This window comes from Desulfallas sp. Bu1-1 (assembly GCF_015594625.1).
GTDB lineage: Bacteria > Bacillota > Desulfotomaculia > Desulfotomaculales > Desulfallaceae > JADNRQ01.
The window spans coordinates 1-15,381 of record NZ_JADNRQ010000026.1 but is presented as its reverse complement, the minus strand read 5'-3'; the positions used below and the strand labels follow the sequence as shown (position 1 = coordinate 15,381).

Annotated in this window: 16 protein-coding genes; 6 read left to right on the top strand and 10 right to left on the bottom strand. The window is 46.7% G+C overall.

What is annotated here, in order from left to right:
• The first annotated feature begins 21 nt into the window (after window positions 1-21).
• Complete coding sequence (locus tag IT084_RS15855) at window positions 22-363, top strand: LysM domain-containing protein (protein ID WP_195713865.1); 342 nt, start codon at window positions 22-24, stop codon at window positions 361-363.
• Window positions 364-523: 160 nt separating this feature from the next.
• Here the strand turns inward: IT084_RS15855 and IT084_RS15850 are convergent, their stop codons facing one another.
• The 4 genes from IT084_RS15850 to IT084_RS15835 all read right to left on the bottom strand — a co-directional run bounded on the left by IT084_RS15850 (window position 524) and on the right by IT084_RS15835 (window position 5,347).
• Window positions 524-1,525 (bottom strand): Rpn family recombination-promoting nuclease/putative transposase, encoded by a 1,002-nt coding sequence (locus IT084_RS15850; protein ID WP_195713864.1) that lies wholly within the window; start codon window positions 1,523-1,525, stop codon window positions 524-526.
• Between the two features lie 1,309 nt (window positions 1,526-2,834).
• Window positions 2,835-4,595: an IS1634 family transposase gene (locus IT084_RS15845; protein WP_195713863.1), complete on the bottom strand. Its 1,761-nt coding sequence runs from the start codon at window positions 4,593-4,595 to the stop codon at window positions 2,835-2,837.
• A 216-nt stretch (window positions 4,596-4,811) separates the two neighbouring features.
• The gene (locus tag IT084_RS15840; protein ID WP_207744640.1) at window positions 4,812-5,075 is read right to left on the bottom strand and encodes a hypothetical protein; all 264 of its coding nucleotides are present in this window, start codon (window positions 5,073-5,075) and stop codon (window positions 4,812-4,814) included.
• On the bottom strand, window positions 5,072-5,347 hold the full coding sequence (locus tag IT084_RS15835; RefSeq protein WP_195713862.1) for an AbrB/MazE/SpoVT family DNA-binding domain-containing protein: 276 nt from the start codon (window positions 5,345-5,347) through the stop codon (window positions 5,072-5,074). The genes IT084_RS15840 and IT084_RS15835 overlap by 4 nt, the downstream gene beginning before the upstream one ends.
• 434 nt (window positions 5,348-5,781) lie before the next feature.
• On the opposite strand from IT084_RS15835, the gene IT084_RS15830 reads away from it, so the two are divergent.
• A complete protein-coding gene (locus tag IT084_RS15830; protein WP_243277028.1) occupies window positions 5,782-6,186 on the top strand; it encodes a nucleotidyltransferase domain-containing protein in 405 nt (134 codons plus the stop codon).
• Window positions 6,183-6,578 carry a HEPN domain-containing protein gene (locus tag IT084_RS15825; protein ID WP_195713861.1) on the top strand — a complete coding sequence of 132 codons (396 nt, stop codon included), beginning with the start codon at window positions 6,183-6,185 and terminating at the stop codon, window positions 6,576-6,578. Before IT084_RS15830 ends, IT084_RS15825 begins: the two co-directional genes overlap by 4 nt.
• A gap of 70 nt (window positions 6,579-6,648) precedes the next feature.
• Here the strand turns inward: IT084_RS15825 and IT084_RS15820 are convergent, their stop codons facing one another.
• Window positions 6,649-8,190 (bottom strand): exo-beta-N-acetylmuramidase NamZ domain-containing protein, encoded by a 1,542-nt coding sequence (locus IT084_RS15820; RefSeq protein WP_195713860.1) that lies wholly within the window; start codon window positions 8,188-8,190, stop codon window positions 6,649-6,651.
• Between the two features lie 203 nt (window positions 8,191-8,393).
• Here IT084_RS15820 and IT084_RS15815 point away from each other — a divergent pair, with 203 nt between their 5' ends.
• Complete coding sequence (locus IT084_RS15815; protein WP_195713859.1) at window positions 8,394-8,651, top strand: hypothetical protein; 258 nt, start codon at window positions 8,394-8,396, stop codon at window positions 8,649-8,651.
• A 47-nt stretch (window positions 8,652-8,698) separates the two neighbouring features.
• Here IT084_RS15815 and IT084_RS18310 read toward each other — a convergent pair whose 3' ends face one another.
• Window positions 8,699-9,457, bottom strand: a complete 759-nt coding sequence (locus IT084_RS18310; protein WP_243277027.1) for an SEC-C metal-binding domain-containing protein — start codon at window positions 9,455-9,457, stop codon at window positions 8,699-8,701.
• A 434-nt stretch (window positions 9,458-9,891) separates the two neighbouring features.
• Window positions 9,892-11,313 (bottom strand): SLC13 family permease, encoded by a 1,422-nt coding sequence (locus IT084_RS15805; RefSeq protein ID WP_195713858.1) that lies wholly within the window; start codon window positions 11,311-11,313, stop codon window positions 9,892-9,894.
• A 287-nt stretch (window positions 11,314-11,600) separates the two neighbouring features.
• Here IT084_RS15805 and IT084_RS18305 point away from each other — a divergent pair, with 287 nt between their 5' ends.
• Both IT084_RS18305 and IT084_RS18300 read left to right on the top strand, forming a co-directional pair.
• Window positions 11,601-11,900: a [Fe-Fe] hydrogenase large subunit C-terminal domain-containing protein gene (locus IT084_RS18305; protein WP_313885504.1), complete on the top strand. Its 300-nt coding sequence runs from the start codon at window positions 11,601-11,603 to the stop codon at window positions 11,898-11,900.
• Complete coding sequence (locus IT084_RS18300) at window positions 11,882-12,079, top strand: hypothetical protein (protein WP_243277026.1); 198 nt, start codon at window positions 11,882-11,884, stop codon at window positions 12,077-12,079. The genes IT084_RS18305 and IT084_RS18300 overlap by 19 nt, the downstream gene beginning before the upstream one ends.
• 281 nt (window positions 12,080-12,360) lie before the next feature.
• On the opposite strand, the gene IT084_RS15795 is transcribed toward IT084_RS18300, so the two are convergent.
• The 3 genes from IT084_RS15795 to IT084_RS15785 all read right to left on the bottom strand — a co-directional run bounded on the left by IT084_RS15795 (window position 12,361) and on the right by IT084_RS15785 (window position 15,224).
• Entirely contained in the window at window positions 12,361-12,543 is a 183-nt protein-coding gene (locus tag IT084_RS15795) for a hypothetical protein (RefSeq protein ID WP_195713857.1), read from the bottom strand.
• A 110-nt stretch (window positions 12,544-12,653) separates the two neighbouring features.
• The gene (locus IT084_RS15790; RefSeq protein WP_195713856.1) at window positions 12,654-14,570 is read right to left on the bottom strand and encodes a methyl-accepting chemotaxis protein; all 1,917 of its coding nucleotides are present in this window, start codon (window positions 14,568-14,570) and stop codon (window positions 12,654-12,656) included.
• Window positions 14,571-14,588: 18 nt separating this feature from the next.
• The gene (locus IT084_RS15785) at window positions 14,589-15,224 is read right to left on the bottom strand and encodes an HD-GYP domain-containing protein (protein ID WP_195713855.1); all 636 of its coding nucleotides are present in this window, start codon (window positions 15,222-15,224) and stop codon (window positions 14,589-14,591) included.
• Window positions 15,225-15,381 lie beyond the last annotated feature (157 nt).

The window sequence follows — 15,381 nt, the reverse complement described above, 5'->3', positions numbered from 1 at the left end:
GTCTTTGGGGAGTGATCATGCATGGCAGTGAACAAGCAGCCGCCGTGCCCTTCCGGGCGCTACTGGCGCGTAAAAGCGGGGGACACCCTGTATTTGATAGCGTTGCGGACGGGCACGACAGTGGCCGAATTGTTGCGGCTCAACCCGGGTGTCGACCCACATAACCTCCAGATTGGCCGGTTGATTTGCCTGCCACCCGAAAGGATTTGCCCTTCGGGCGTTTTCTGGGTGGTGGAACCCGGGGATACCCTGTTCAGCATCGCCCGCAGCACCGGTACCACGGTGGAAAAGCTGCTGGAATTAAACCCCGGTATTAACCCGCGCAACCTCCAGGTCGGCCAGACCATCTGTTTGCCGGGGTAAACCTTTTGTGGCCCCCCGGAGCAAACCCGGGCTGTAGATAAACATCTTTGCACGCTCAATCCCGCTTCTATTTTCGTATGAATACCAAAAGCCCGCCGGCCAAATAACGACCCGCGGGCTGGTTTAATTATTTTGTCAAGTTATTGGAGCACCAAGCTCCTCAGTTTAGCTGGTTTTTTATCTTCAGAACGGTTTCTCTGCTCAACCCGGTTATTTCCATTATGTCTTCAACGGAGAAACCTTTCTTTAATGCCGCTTTGGCGGTTTCCATTGCCTTTTTCATTTCACCTTCTTTTATGCCTTCCGCCTTACCTTCTTTTATGCCTTCCGCCTTACCTTCCATTTTAGCACGCTGCTGCATCTCTTCCAGGGTTATTTCCAGGTTCGTGATCATAATTTCCACCTCCCAGGGGTTGTTTTCATCCAGGATGCGCCCCAGTTCCGGTTGCAGGTGCCCGGGTATCTTCGGCATGATTACGTTTTTCAGCCAGACTGCCAGTTGACGGAATTCATCACCGCTCATTTTGCTCAACGCACCGGCCAGTTTGCGCAGCCGTTTGGTTATTTCCGCCGGGTCCATTTTTTGGTCCAAGACGAATACGCTGGCAATCAGGTTGGCCGCCCGGTAGAGTTCTTCTTCCCGGTAACGGTTGACGTCAAATAATATGTATTTAAAATCAAGAATGTTTTTTTCAAACTGCCGGTAACCGGCCAGCATTTCTTTGAAATGCACGGCGGCTGTCCAGTTGTTGGCCCCGTTGTACAGTACCGCCTGGATAATGGCCGGCAGACGCCAGGTTTTGCGTTCGCGTTCTTTTTCCGGGGTATTGTGGTATATTTCCCGCCATATTTCCACCATATATTGCAGCAGCCGGAAGGGCATCAGGTAGTCTACGGTGGACTGCAGTTCCAGTAGAATGTAGAAGATGACGTTCTTGGTTTTCAACCTGTAGATGATGTCGGCTTCCTTTTCGGTAAAATCTTTAAGCATGTATGATTTATTGACCAGTACCAGGTCTTTTTCTTCGATTTCCCCGGCCCATTCTTCCCGGACAAATGTTTTTATTAATTCTAGAAATACCCGTTTGTTGGAGAGTAGTTGTTTGTAACCCTTGTCGTGGGGATGGTATGGTAAGCGGGCAGGCTGTTCATTTTCCGGCACGCAACCACTTCCTTTGGGTTCATTATATCATACCGGATGCAGAAGCGGTATTTTTAAAAGTTAATCTATACCATATTGTAACCACTCACATAACTCGACGGCACAATAACCACTCACATAACTCGACGGCACAAAACTCACCGAAATTGGCGTAACAAATACAACGCCAACCTGCCATCTTAAAGAGAATTATAACGCCAACCATTTCATGCACATGCCAACCATTGTTAATACAGTGCAAACTGTGGACTTGGCACATGCCAATCGTTGTTGATATTGTGCAAACACAGCCTGGCACATGTCAGTAAATGTGCATAATGTTATGCTACCGGGTCTTATCAGGACATGAACTATTAATTTTGTCAATACCCGGGTATGTTAAAAAAAGTTTATTACGGAGTATTCCTTCAACGTAGTACTTTATGTCGCTGGGGTAGATGATATCGAAGGAATTATAACCCCTTAATGACGACAATATAATCCAATTGCTTTTATGTTTGATTGCATTAGCTACAGAGGACCATTGAAGGTAATTGATCTGGCAGAATAAGCCCCTCTCAATGAACCAAACGCCTTTTTCGGTAAAAATATAGTTATAGGGGGCATGCCAGCGTTTAGGACGTAACGGCCACCATAACACCCCCGCGCAAAATAAAAACCCGGATGCATTAAATAAAATACTTTGAACATTGTTCCCCCGGGAATGAACAATTACCATTCAAAAAAACAAAAATACAGCGGCTATTAGTGCCATAATGGCAAATATATAACCTAGAATAATTGATGACCAGAAATTACCGTCCAAGTGATTTTTTAATACCTCGTTCCATAATTCCTTCGAAGGCCGCCATTTTAGTATTACACCGGGTAAGTTGTATGCTTGTTTAATTTTCAATCTCACCCGTAAAGCGGATAAAGCTGAACTAATAAACGTAAGGAATGCTATAAATATTATGACATTATTTGGGGGAAGCATTTTTAATTCAACCATAGTTATACTTCCTCCTTTTTTAAACCTTAACAAGCCATTCAACCCTGAAATTTAATCATTTGCCATATAATATTGCTGTTCGGGTCGCAAAATCCAGGCCAAACAAAAAAGTTTAAATTGAAAGATAAAATTAATATGGTTAAGAAAATGCTTTTCGAACAGGTAATGGTGCTTTTTAATTGACCCTTGGTTTATTTTTAAACCATCTGAAAATTATTGATATAATTGGTTTTTATTTAAAACCCGAGTTTAGCGACAAAATTTTCCAATGCTAAGCATACCAAGGGTTTGAGGTGATCATCAAAAACAGTTTCGTCACTACAACCAGTTTTTCATCTTTTTTAGTACACGTTTTACCTGGAAGGCATCAATAGTGCTTTCACAACCCAAAACTTGGAGGTATCTCTTCTGTTCCTCAGAGGGTTCGGTAATACTCAATTTACTCCGCTGTTGCTTTTTGAGCTCCAGACGATTAATCTGGCATTTTTGCAACTGGGCCAATACCGCGGGAGGTGATTCCGAGAGTCCTTTTTCCCGCAGGCGCCGTTCCATATCGTTGTAGAGGAAATAGGCTAACATACAGATGCTCACATGTGCCCTCACGCGTTCGCTACGAGTCAAATAGATGGGGCGTAACTCAATATAGGATTTGATTTCCTGAAAGGCTTCCTCTACTTTGTTTTTACGCCGGTACCAGCTGATCACCTCCCGGGCCGGGACTCCTGCCGCCGGTAGATTGGTAACAAAACAAGTGAGGCCATGTAAACGTTGTTCCTTTTGCCGTTCCTCGTCTTTAATGGTGTAAGTCAGCTGGAAGGTCGGCACCGTCCGCTCTTGCCCCTTGGCGTTGGTCATCTTAACTTCATGGGGTTCCATCTGAACCCGGAGGAACCTTTGCACCCGTTGGCGTTTGAGCATGGCTTGTACTTCTCGGGCCAGTACCTGCTGGTTACGGGCTTTTTTAGCCTGGGCCAGGGCTTTGTTCTTTTGCTCCAGCCAGGCGAGGGCCGTCTGCAGCCTGTGTTCCTGGGCCCGGTATTCCTCCAGGAACCGGGCAACATCAAAGGCCAGGATATAGCGTCGTCCATTTTTGGTAAACTCGCGATAGAAAAGAAACTGGTTCTCGTCGTAAGGGATAAACTCCCGCAGGGCCATAATCTGCTCCCAATCCTGGGGAGATGCTGGTTCGGGCAGGGCATCTTCCAGGAAACCGGAAGTAACGATCTCGTCCCGGTCCAGGGCTGAGACATAGTGCCAGGATGTGGCCTCCAGGGACATTAAATTAGCCGCCGATACCATACCCCGGTCAAAGACCAGGGTGCAGTGCTGGAGATGATATTGGGAGTTGACCTCTTTGATTAACTGCGTTACGGTAGTGATATCCTGGGTATTGCCTTCCAGGACCTGCCAGTAGAAGGGGTAACCCTCTGGGGTAATCATCAGTGCCACGACAATCTGCTCGCGGTCGGGTCGGTGATCGCGGGAATAACCCAGTTTGGCAATGAGACAACGGCTTCCTTCCACATAGGTGGAGGTGAGGTCATAAAAGAAATAATCGTTAAAGCTCGGGCGCTTAACCTTTAGACGCTGGTAGAGGAAGGATTGTAGTTCTGCCTCACGTTTGCTTAAATGGTCCAGGGAACGGTAAACATCGAACTCATCCGCCTGATGCGGGTCAATATCCAGGTATGCTGGCAGCACCGTCGTCGCCATCCACTCTTTAATCTGGATCTTCGGCAGGGGTTCCAGGCAGCGGTTGAGCACCAAGGCTTCCAGACAGTGGTCATCCGGACAGAATTCCCCGAACCCCCATTCCTGCCATAAGTGATGGAGGGTAGCCACTGCCAGGTAGGCCGCATGTTTCGTCACCACAATATCATCACTTTTAGCTACCACTAGATCCGGGTTGGAATAGGCCGCAATGGCCATTCGTAGACGTTCTGCCTGTTCGTCGCTTAAGGAGCCCAGGGTAAAAAGAATACGATGTTTTACCTTGCCCCCTTCACGATAAGACTCGACTATCTTGTAGTTGTTATAGGTTTTGCCTTTAATTGTGGTTGTAGACTTCTTGAGGAACACCTCGTAGCCTCCCGATTCTTAGGGACTACGATAAGTGTACCATATAAGTTATATTTTATCAAGTTTCGCTAGAAATTAATACATCAATATTAGGGACTACGCTTTTTGAGGTTGGGTCTCTAAACCCTTGATATTATTGGGGTTGGAAATTATTGTCGCCAATCTTGGGCTATAAATCTATACAAGAAGAGGGCATGCCCCTATGAATCTATTACTTCATGGTTTTTTTAGCGTTTTATCATGCTCTCCGATGTTTCTAAGCAGTATTCCGTCATCCATATACTGCCACGTCATCCTGATATCCATTGTTATGCTTGCCTCAAAAATGTCTTCATGTCCTTGTATTTTCTTAGTGCGAAGCGAAGGATGTCGCGGATTATGCATCATCAAGGAAAGCTTGTGTTTTAGAGCTTTCTTTACTTCAGGCGATAGTTCCTTTACCTTTTCATTAAAATATTCAGTATAGTAAACTTTAATCATTCATCCAGCCCCAAGCCATTAAACAGTTCTTCCTTGGAAGAAGCTGTCTTAATCTTTCCTTCCTTGATGTCTTTGTCCACACGGGCTTCACCTTGTTGCCATTCCTTTGAATAGAACCACATCTGATCTCTTGGAATAACAACCACCGGTGTAATGATTATACGTCCATCCTTCTCCTCTATCTCCAGTTTGTCGCCTGGACGAAGGTTCATTTTTTTCACTAACTCACTGGGTATGGTAACTTGTGATTTTTGTTTTAATTCCACAAGCATTTTATCAACTCCAAGTAATAAAGTTTAACTTTCTAACTTTATTATACCCTTTGTTGATGAAAATATCAACTAACGCAGTGAACCTCCCCCGGGACAAGTCCGGGGGCTTCGTCCCGAAGGTTTCTCATGTCACCGGAATGCTGCCTGCTAAAGCGCAGGTCTTACGCTTTCCTCGTGAGCTACATCCCGACATTTGCCGGGAAGGCCCGGTCCATGGGCGTCTACTACTCATCGTAGATACGTTTTAAGCGGCTCTTTTCGGCGCCAATACCTGCGGCCGCAGGTATTTCACTTTCCGGGGCAGCTTGCGGCCCCTGGTGAAACTCCCGCACCTTCCAGGTACCAGGCACGGCGCTCTCACTGATTGACACCGATTTTCTGGAAGGAATGGGCGGCTACCCACGGGGGATACGTGGGTAGCTGAAAGGGGATCATTGACAGAAGAAGATAGGAGGTTGTTATGGAAATATTATGGTTTCATCGGTTATAATATGCAAAAGGAGTTGGTTGGTTTGATAGAAAGTCATAAAGAAAAAGCCATAAATGAATTCTGTGATACTTTAAGAGCTCAATTGAGTACAAACCTGGTGGAAATCCGCCTTTTTGGCTCAACGGCCCGCGGCACATTCACGGACGAATCTGATATCGATATTTTAGTAGTTGTTCAAAATGAGAATGGGCTAACTAGAGAAGCAGTTATTGATATGGCTGTGGACATTAACCTAAAACATGACGTTGTAATATCACCAATAGTTATGTCGAAGAATCGTTATACGGAGCCTTTATTCCAGGAAACATTATTCTATAAATCTATACAAGAAGAGGGCATGCCCCTATGAATTTAAGCTTATCCCGGTGGCGGTTGGAAAAGGCCGAACAGACATTCATAGAAGGAGATCAACTTTTTAAACTTGGTTCTTACCACGGTGCCATAAATCGCTACTATTATGCAGCATTTCATGCGGCTAGAGCCTTGTTGGCCCTAAAAAAACTCGACGCCGCCAAACATAGCGGAGTCATTTCATTATTTAATCGTGAATTTGTAAAAACCGGGGCGTTAAATAAAAGATCTAGTAAAACTTTATCCATGATATTTACTTTACGTTCAGAAGCTGATTACGACGATTTTAGGAACTTTAGTTTAGATGAAGTTAAAGAAGCAAGGTTAGCTGTTCGTTCATTTATTGATGAGATTATCGCATTCATCAGGACTACTAACCTCAAAAATTAATACGGGCAAAATCAAACTGCTGATCCATAATTTTTACCCCGATTTTAATGAGATTTTTTTATTAACTTTATCAATCCACTGTAACGGTGCGGGTATTCTTGTCCCAATTCACCCGGGCACCCAAAAATTCACCCGCGTACCGCAGCGGAACCATGGTGCGGTTGTTTTTGATCACGGGGGTTGTATCCATGCTCTTTTGTTCTCCATTGACCACCGCCAGGGTGCTGTTCAATGTCAATACGATTCTATGCCCCTGCTTGACAATGGTGATGGTTTTTGTTTTTGCATCCCAGTTCACCACCGCCCCCAGGGCTTCGGAAATAGCCCTCAGCGGTACCATGGTCCGGTTGTTCGCGTCGATGTATGGTTCGGAGTCAAAGCTGATGGGACGCCCGCCCACTTTGATCACGATGGAAGCGGAACCGGAGGGGCCATAGCCGTAGATCAGGTACTGTTTTCTTTCTTCCTTGAACCGGTTGAGCCCGGCGGCGTAGTTTGCTTCGATCTGTTGAGGCGTTAACCCCTGCTCCAACCATTGTCCCATTTTGTCCGTACCCATGATTTTATCGAACATGACCACGGTCTGGCCGCTCTTGGGTACTTTGAAATTAGTCAACGAGTGAGCGTATGCCAGGGCGCAGATACCGGTTTTGGCCGGGTTGAAGGCATGCGGGTCGGTGATGTTCAACCTGACGCCCCCGGCCGATCCCCTCTGTTCGGGGATGAAGGTCACCCCCGGAAGCCCCGCCCGGTTGAGCAGGCCGGCAAATTTTTGGGCGTCGATTCCATTGCCGCCGATCCACTTGAATTTATCGGCCTGGAAGATGCCCGTTCCTTCCCCCAGCCCGGTGGCCATGTAACCGCGCACGGAGTCCATGTCCGGGATATTGGGCGATGTCTGCACCCAGGACAGCCCGGTATCCTCAAAAAGCATCGTCCGGGTGTAACCTTCCATGGGAACCACCGTCAGGTCGGCGCCGATCTTGCGGTTGAAAAACTTTGCCAGTTCGCCCACCGTCATCCCGTGGGCCATCGGCAAATTGTCGATGCCGACAAACGACGTGAAACGGTCTTCCAGCACGGGGCCTTCCACGATAACCCCGCCCAAAGGATTGGGCCGGTCCAGGACGATAATTTTCTTGCCGTACTTCTGTGCCGCAACCATGCAGTAATTTAAAGTGGAAATATAGGTGTAGGACCTGGCGCCAATGTCCTGGATGTCATAAACCAGCACGTCCACGTTGCGCAGCATGTCTTCGGTGGGCATCCTGGTGGCTCCGTACAAACTGTAGACCGGAATGCCCAGCGCCGGGTGCGTGTATGACTTAACGTATTCCCCGGCCTTGGCGGTGCCGTCGATGCCGTGTTCGGGCCCGTAAAGCGCCACCAGTTGGGTTGACTTGTCTTCCGCCAGCACGTCAATCATGCTCCGCCCGTCGCTCGTCACACCGCTCTGGTTGGTGACCAGCCCGATTCTTTTTCCTTCGATGAGGTAGTGGTATTTGGTCATCAACATTTCATTGCCCAGCTTGAAGTCTTCCGCGCCGGCAGGGCCGGTAAACACCACCAGCGCGACCGCGATCACCAGCAACGCGGTAATTGTTTTTTTCATGCTATCTCCCCTCAAAAAAAACCAATTGTCTACTAAAATCGACGCTTTTAAGCATTCAAAAGTTCCCGCGATTTTGTTTTGTCGAAAATCAAAAACTCATAAATCTACAGTAAACGGCAAATAGTACAATTAGCAAATCAAACCGGGATGATATGGTGATATGCGGTCAAAATCCGCGCCGTCCAGGTGGACGGCGTGCAGGATTGCAGAAAGTTGTTGAAAGAAGTGCTGGAAGGAAAAATCGACGCTGCAACGGGGGATGCGCGGGCGGCCCGAAGGTGATCGTCGACCCCGAAGAAGGCAAGAGGTTGGTTGATGAATACGGCCGGGAAGCCCTTTTCCTTACCCCGGTGGACAACAAGTATGTGATGGAGCTTTTAAAGCACCTGGGCATTAGAGATGTTCACGATTTCCTGGACAGCGACAAGGCGGCGATGTTTATCAGAGATTTTAAAAGCTGACGGAGGCGATGGATTACATTAAAACGCGGTTGTGGGAAAAAATGTTTTTAGTGTATCATATCTGCCTCTGTTGCGCATATTTCATTATAGGATATCTCTCCCGCTTTAGGACATGGCAGCTTGTCCTCTCCAAAGGAACAAAAGCTGCAGTAAGCATTCTTTCCATATTCCTTTATACATCTGTTATTACAGTTTCCCCAGCAGTTTTCTGTTACAAAGTCAAAAATGGAAGCACTTACTGTGGATACAATATCCTTCGCTTCAGCTTCCGGCAGCAAGGATTCAAGCTCTTTTGCCAATGCTACCATAATTGAATTAACAAATTCAAAATAAAATAAATTGATGATGACGGGTTTCTGAAGAACTTTCGGAAATTCCTCCAATCGCAATCCCTTATCCTTTAATGATTGCAGGCTTGCCCTTTTCATTGGTTCTTTCAAGCATCCGACAGTACATTTTTGACAACCGGCAAAAAAATTTCTTCCCTGCGATAATAGTTTCTTTAAAAGCTCTTTTACCTGCTCCGGGTTCGGCTTGCCCAATTTATGAATTATCGATCCAATAATATTCAGCAGCTCAAGCAGAAAATAATCAAGGTTCACTACCGGAAACCCCGATTCGGAGATATATTCCTTGACAGTAAAATATTTATCGGATAAGATTTCCGGTTCCGCCAATTTCCTCCTCAATTGCTCTTCTTCCTCGTGCCTGGGAAGACAGCATTTCTTATACTTCTTTCCGCTACCACAGGGGCATGGGTCATTCCGGCCGACGGTTTTATGCAGCTGTTGCACTTGTGCGCTCATGCTTTTCCCCCTCTTGCTACTTTCCGTGCCGACCACAATCACCCTGACACCGGCAAATTCCAGCAACTCCCGGACAATCTGCCAGTTGGTCTCGTTATCCTATACAAACAGCACCTGTAGGCCCGCCAAGGAAAGGATTTCTCCGTTGCAGGGAACTGCTTGCCCGGTTTGTTCCTGCAGGGCAATTCAAATTCTATTTTTATGGTCTCACCGGACATGTTATTCGCCTCCCAGGTGGCAACAACGACCTTTTGTAAGATTATACCATAAATCCCCCTTGCTCTCAACTAACTTTCGTTATTTCCTCTGCCGTGAAGTAAATTGTTTTCGATGATTTTACCGAATGGTAATAAATCCCAGGTGCCAGGCACTCTTGCGTCCCCCTTCTGCAGCACGTCGAAAATGACATAATTCGATCCGATGTTGGCCGCAATTTACTTATACCGCACCGATTGCCTGGCACGATGCTTGACCGCGCTTTTCTCCAAAGCCTTGTTGATGGGCGTATAAGCTACTGCTACGATAAAGCCGAACAGCAATGTAATCGTTATGGTGAATATTCCGGAGTAGAAGTGCCAGAGTATCATGTAAACCGAACATAATACCAGAGATACCAGCATCAGCGGAAATGCCACTTTGAAGTAATTCATAAAGGTGATATGCATGCCCCGCTTTTCCGCCATCCCGATCACCACGACGTTGGCGGAGGCGCCAATAACGGTTCCGTTGCCGCCCAGGCAGGCACCCAGGGACAGCGACCACCAGAACAGGTTGAGCGCGTTTGGATCGGTTACTCCCATTAATTGCCCCATGTCCTTGATTAACGGAATCATGGTGGCCACAAAGGGGATATTGTCCACAAAGGCCGAGGCGATGCCGGACAGCCACAGGATCAGCATGGCCGTGGGGATCATCACCCCACCGGTAATTTCCAGGGATGCCTTGGCAATGGCCTCGATGACGCCCACCTTTTCCATGCTTCCCACCAGCACAAACAGGCCGATAAAGAAAAATATAACTGGCCATTCTACAGCATGCAGCGCGTGTTCGGGGTCCTCCCGGCTCACCAGCAGCAACAGGCTGGCGCCGGTAAGGGCGATTACCGACGATTCCATGTGCACGTACTGGTGTATGACAAAACCGAAAATGGTCAGCCCCAGCACCAGCAGGCACTTGCGCAGTAGCTTCGTGTCTTTTAATTCATCGTTCTCGTTCATTTCCATAATTGTTTTCTGGCGTTCCGGATCGACCACCAGCCGGGCACGGTAAATTAACCGCAGCAGTGTTATGGTTACAATGTAAACAACAATAACTATAGGAGTAAGGTTAATAACAAAATCCATAAAACCAAGGCCGGTAGCACTACCGATCATGATGTTGGGGGGGTCGCCGATAAGCGTTGCTGTGCCACCGATGTTGGATGCCAGTATTTCCGCAATTAAGATCGGAATGGGACTGATTCCGAGTTTCTGGGCGATGGCAAATGTCACCGGGACAATCAACAAAACCGTGGTCACGTTGTCCAGGAAGGCGGATAAAACAGCCGTCACCAGCGATAACGCCGCCATAATTTTTAGCGGCTCGCCCCTGGAGCTTCTGGCCGCTTTGATGGCCATGTACTCAAAAACACCCGTCTGCCTGGTGATGCCGACAATAATCATCATGCCCACAAGCAAACCGATGGTATTAAAATCTATGGCATGCACCGCTTCTTCCGGGCTTAATATTTTTGTCACCGCGATCAATGCCGCTCCAACCAGGGCGATTACCGCCCGGTGTATCTTTTCGGAGATAATTATAGCGTAAGTAATTAAAAAGATTGCGCTGGCAAAATAAATTTGGATATGTTCCGGCAAATGGGTCACTCCTTTGGTTTAATTATAATATCAAGAGACACTTGTCCACTTAAAACTGGTAATAAAATTAGAAATATCTTCTAGGAAAGACCGTTCCTTCCGGTTAAAATGGGGTTATTGGAAAAGCCCATTCTAAAACCGGAAGGAGAGAGCCTCTATGCTCAAGTCTAGCACATACCAGTGGAAAATCAAGCGTCGTCAAGAAAACAGGCGTCGTAGGGGTAAAGAGGTTATGTCATTCTCTCGCCAAGAAAGCGGAAGCCAAAGAACCGGACATCCGGGATGCGGTGGACGCCGTGCTCACGTTCCGGGAAGTGGAGCAAATATTTGAAGCGGTGGGCATAAGCCCCGCGGAGCTGGAGGAAGACCCCAGCGAACACTCCTCCACCGCCGGTCGCATCTATGCCAGGACAGGGGGAGTGAGCGAAGCGATAGCGAACACCCTGGAAAGGCTGAGACCCGGCAGGGCGGTCAAAATCCGTGCCGTCCAGGCGGACGGCGTGCAGGATTGCAGAAAGTTGTTGAAAGAAGTGCTGAAAGGAAAAATCGACGCTGCAACGGGGGATGCGTGGGCGGCCCGAAGGTGATCATCGACCCCGAAGAAGGCAGGAGGTTGGTTGACGAATACGGCCGGGAAGCCCTTTTCCTTACCCCGGTGGACAACAAGTATGTGATGGAGCTTTTAAAGCACCTGGGCATTAGAGATGTTCACGATTTCCTGGACAGCGACAAGGCGGCGATGTTTATCAGGGATTTCAAAAGCTGATGGAGGCATGGTTCCATGATAAAATACAAATGTCCAGTCTTCTGGCTACCTGGGATTTTCTCAGGCCCATGTTTTTGAGGATTCACTTGATGAATTCCGGCATATATTTTCCACCACGTTGTCAAATAATTACCACCTCCCTGTCAAACATTAATTATGCTGCTTGACAGGGGGGTGGTAAAAATTGTCCATTTTTATTGTCCGAAATTCATCCATTTAATTATACCGCGCACATAGCTAGCCTTTGCATCAACAATTTGTTAAACTTGTAATTATAAGGCTTAAAGACATAAAATATCGGTTTCTTCAATAATTTTGTAAAGTTTTATTAGATCTTTAATATCTTCTTTTTTAATATGCAGCTTATCTATGAGTGTTTTAATTTCTTCTTCATTATTTTGATAATAGTCTGCTAGTTCCGGGTTATTTAAAATTATTTCGTTAATTATTTTATCTAATTCCATAATTTAATTTGTTATCACCACCCGATGCTTGTTGCAATATAAGTGTAATTGTTAAAACTTTAATTTATTCACTTAAATACTAAGTGTTTCAACGTCTTATTTGAGGTCCATTATTTCATATTTTTCTCATTATCAACTTCAGAAACACTACCGGTATGGAAGCCGGTCTCAGACTCATCAACCTTAAACTTAACCACGGTGTTTTGCAGTTCGGCGGCAATGTTGGCCAGCTCTTGAGCGGAATTGGATACCTGCTGTACAGTGGAAGCAATCTGTTCACTGGCAGCAGTAAGCTGCTGTGTACCCTCGTTGGCCTGCTTGACAGCGATCGCGATATCCTGGATCATTGCCTTGTTCTTTTCCACTGCTTTAATGATCTGCTGCAGGGAAGCGCCGGCGTTACTGGCCACCTGCACTCCTTCACTTACTTCCCTGGTTCCATGTTCCATTGCATTTATGGCTTCCCCGACACCATCCTGAATCTCCTTGATCAGCCCGGTAATTTCATTGGCAGCGCTGGCTGACTGTTCGGCCAGTTTGCGCACTTCCTCCGCCACCACTGCAAATCCGCGGCCGTGCTCCCCGGCCCGGGCGGCCTCGATGGCGGCGTTCAGGGCCAGAAGGTTGGTCTGGTCCGCTATGTTGGTAATGGTGTTAATAATTTCTCCAATTTTGTTAGATTGCTCACCGAGTTTTTGAATTGCATTGGAGACGTTTTGGGTGCTTGAAGCAATGAAGTTTATTTTTTCTACCGTTTCCTTTACGGCCCGGTTGCCTTCTTCAGCCACCTGCCGTACCTGTTCAGATTCCAGGGCCGCGACTTCCGCATTCTCCGCCCCCTGGGCCGAAGTAGCTGCAACTTCATTGGTGGTGCTGGCCACTTCTTCAACCGTAGCACTTACCTCTTCACTGGAGGATGCCAGTTCCTGGCTGTGCGAAGCCAGCCGGTCGGAACTCTTCTGGATGTCGCCTATCATGGCTTTTAAATTGTCTACCATTTTTTCAAATGCGACTGTCAGAGTACCGATTTCATCCTTACTCTTACGGCCGACATCTACTTTTTGAGTTAAATCTCCGCGTGCAACAGCTTCAGCAATTTTGCTTAGATGTATTACGGGCTTAGATATAAAATTGGCAATAAGCAAGGCAATACCCAGCATGATAATCATAGCAATTAAGGTTACCGAAAGGCTGGCACTGCGGATGGCGCCCAGGGGCGACATAATATCTGCCACGTCGGCGGTTTGGGCCACCGACCAGCCGGTCAATTCCACCGGGGCAAAGGCCAGCATTTTCTCAACACCTTGATAGCTGTAGGTTCCATATCCCTTTTCGCCTTCGCTCATCCGCCGGAATAATTCTTTTAAGCGTTCATCGCCGGCATCCACAATGGTCTTATTACCCAAAAACTCGTCATTGGGGTGGGCAATGGTTGTCATGTCCGAGTTTTGGATCAGCCCGTACCCGTGGCCGCTTAGTTGCATGCCCTTTACCAGTTCTTGCAGGTAATCCAGCGGTACAGTCACGCCTACCAGACCAGTTGGTGATGTAGCACCATCTTTATATGTTGGGGCCACTACAGCGATAACTTGACTACCGGTAGCTTTACTTATTAAGGGATCGGAAATTGTAGTTTTCCCCTGCATTGCTTCTTTGAAGTATTCTCTATCTGCAATATTAAAAGTTGTATCGTCTGAGCCCGCGCCATTACCGTATTTATCAGAGGCATAAACCAAATCATAGTCATCGTGCTTTTTCAGTACCCGTTTTAAAACTGGCAGGTAACGTTCAGGTTCCGCGCTTTGCACATCCGCATTTTCAGCCAAAGTATTGACCTCTTTAACAATACCTCTCAGCCATTCGTTTACTACCATAGCATTATGCTCTGCACTATTAGCCGCTGCATTTGACAATTGTTCCTCAAGGATATTTGATGCCTTATTGAAATTAATAAAGGAAACAGCACCCAATGCCGCTACCGTAACAAGAACAATGATAAGCATCAATTTAAGTCTTAGACTATTCAAAAATACTCCTCCCTCTTTTTATCTTTTTAAATTCAAGCCGTTACCGATAAGGGTCCGGAAAGCAGATTCGAAATGAGTGGAGTTTGACATATCTTCTCGCTCCCAAAGGCGGCAAAATGCCTCCACAAACCATGGATCGAACTGTGTGCCGGCACAACGGCAGAGTTCATCAATCGCCACTTGAAAAGACATTTGCGGCCGGTAAACGCGGTAGGATGTCATAGCGTCAAAACTGTCGGCCACGGCTAAAAGGCGGGCACCCAGGGGAATAGCCTCGCCCCGTAGTCCTTCGGGATATCCCTTACCATCGTACCGTTCATGATGGTACAGAGCCATGACGCTAATGTTTTCCATTTCCGGAATAGCAGAAAGAATCTCATAGCTAAAAACCGGATGTTTTTTAATTTCCCGCCATTCTTCTTCGGTAAGTTTGCCCGGCTTAAATAAGCAGGAGTCGGGAATACCCAGCTTACCGATATCATGAAGTAAACCGGCCAGGTAGATATGCTCTTGCTCTTTGTCGGACATACTCAGCTCTTTGGCCAGCATCAATGCGTAAAACGCCACCCGATTGGAATGTTGGGAAGCGACCTTAAAACGGGCCTCCTGGATTCTAATTAATGTACTGACAGCATGGATGAATGTTGATTTCATATTACACCTCGGGAAAAAAAGACAGGCGAAAAGGGGATAACAATAGGATAAGAATTAAATGGTGGGGAACGAAGAAGAAAAAAATAATAGGTCATAAGAAAGCGCAAAAACAAATTATTACTTTCTTTCAATATTTTAACATTAATAGAATATTTAC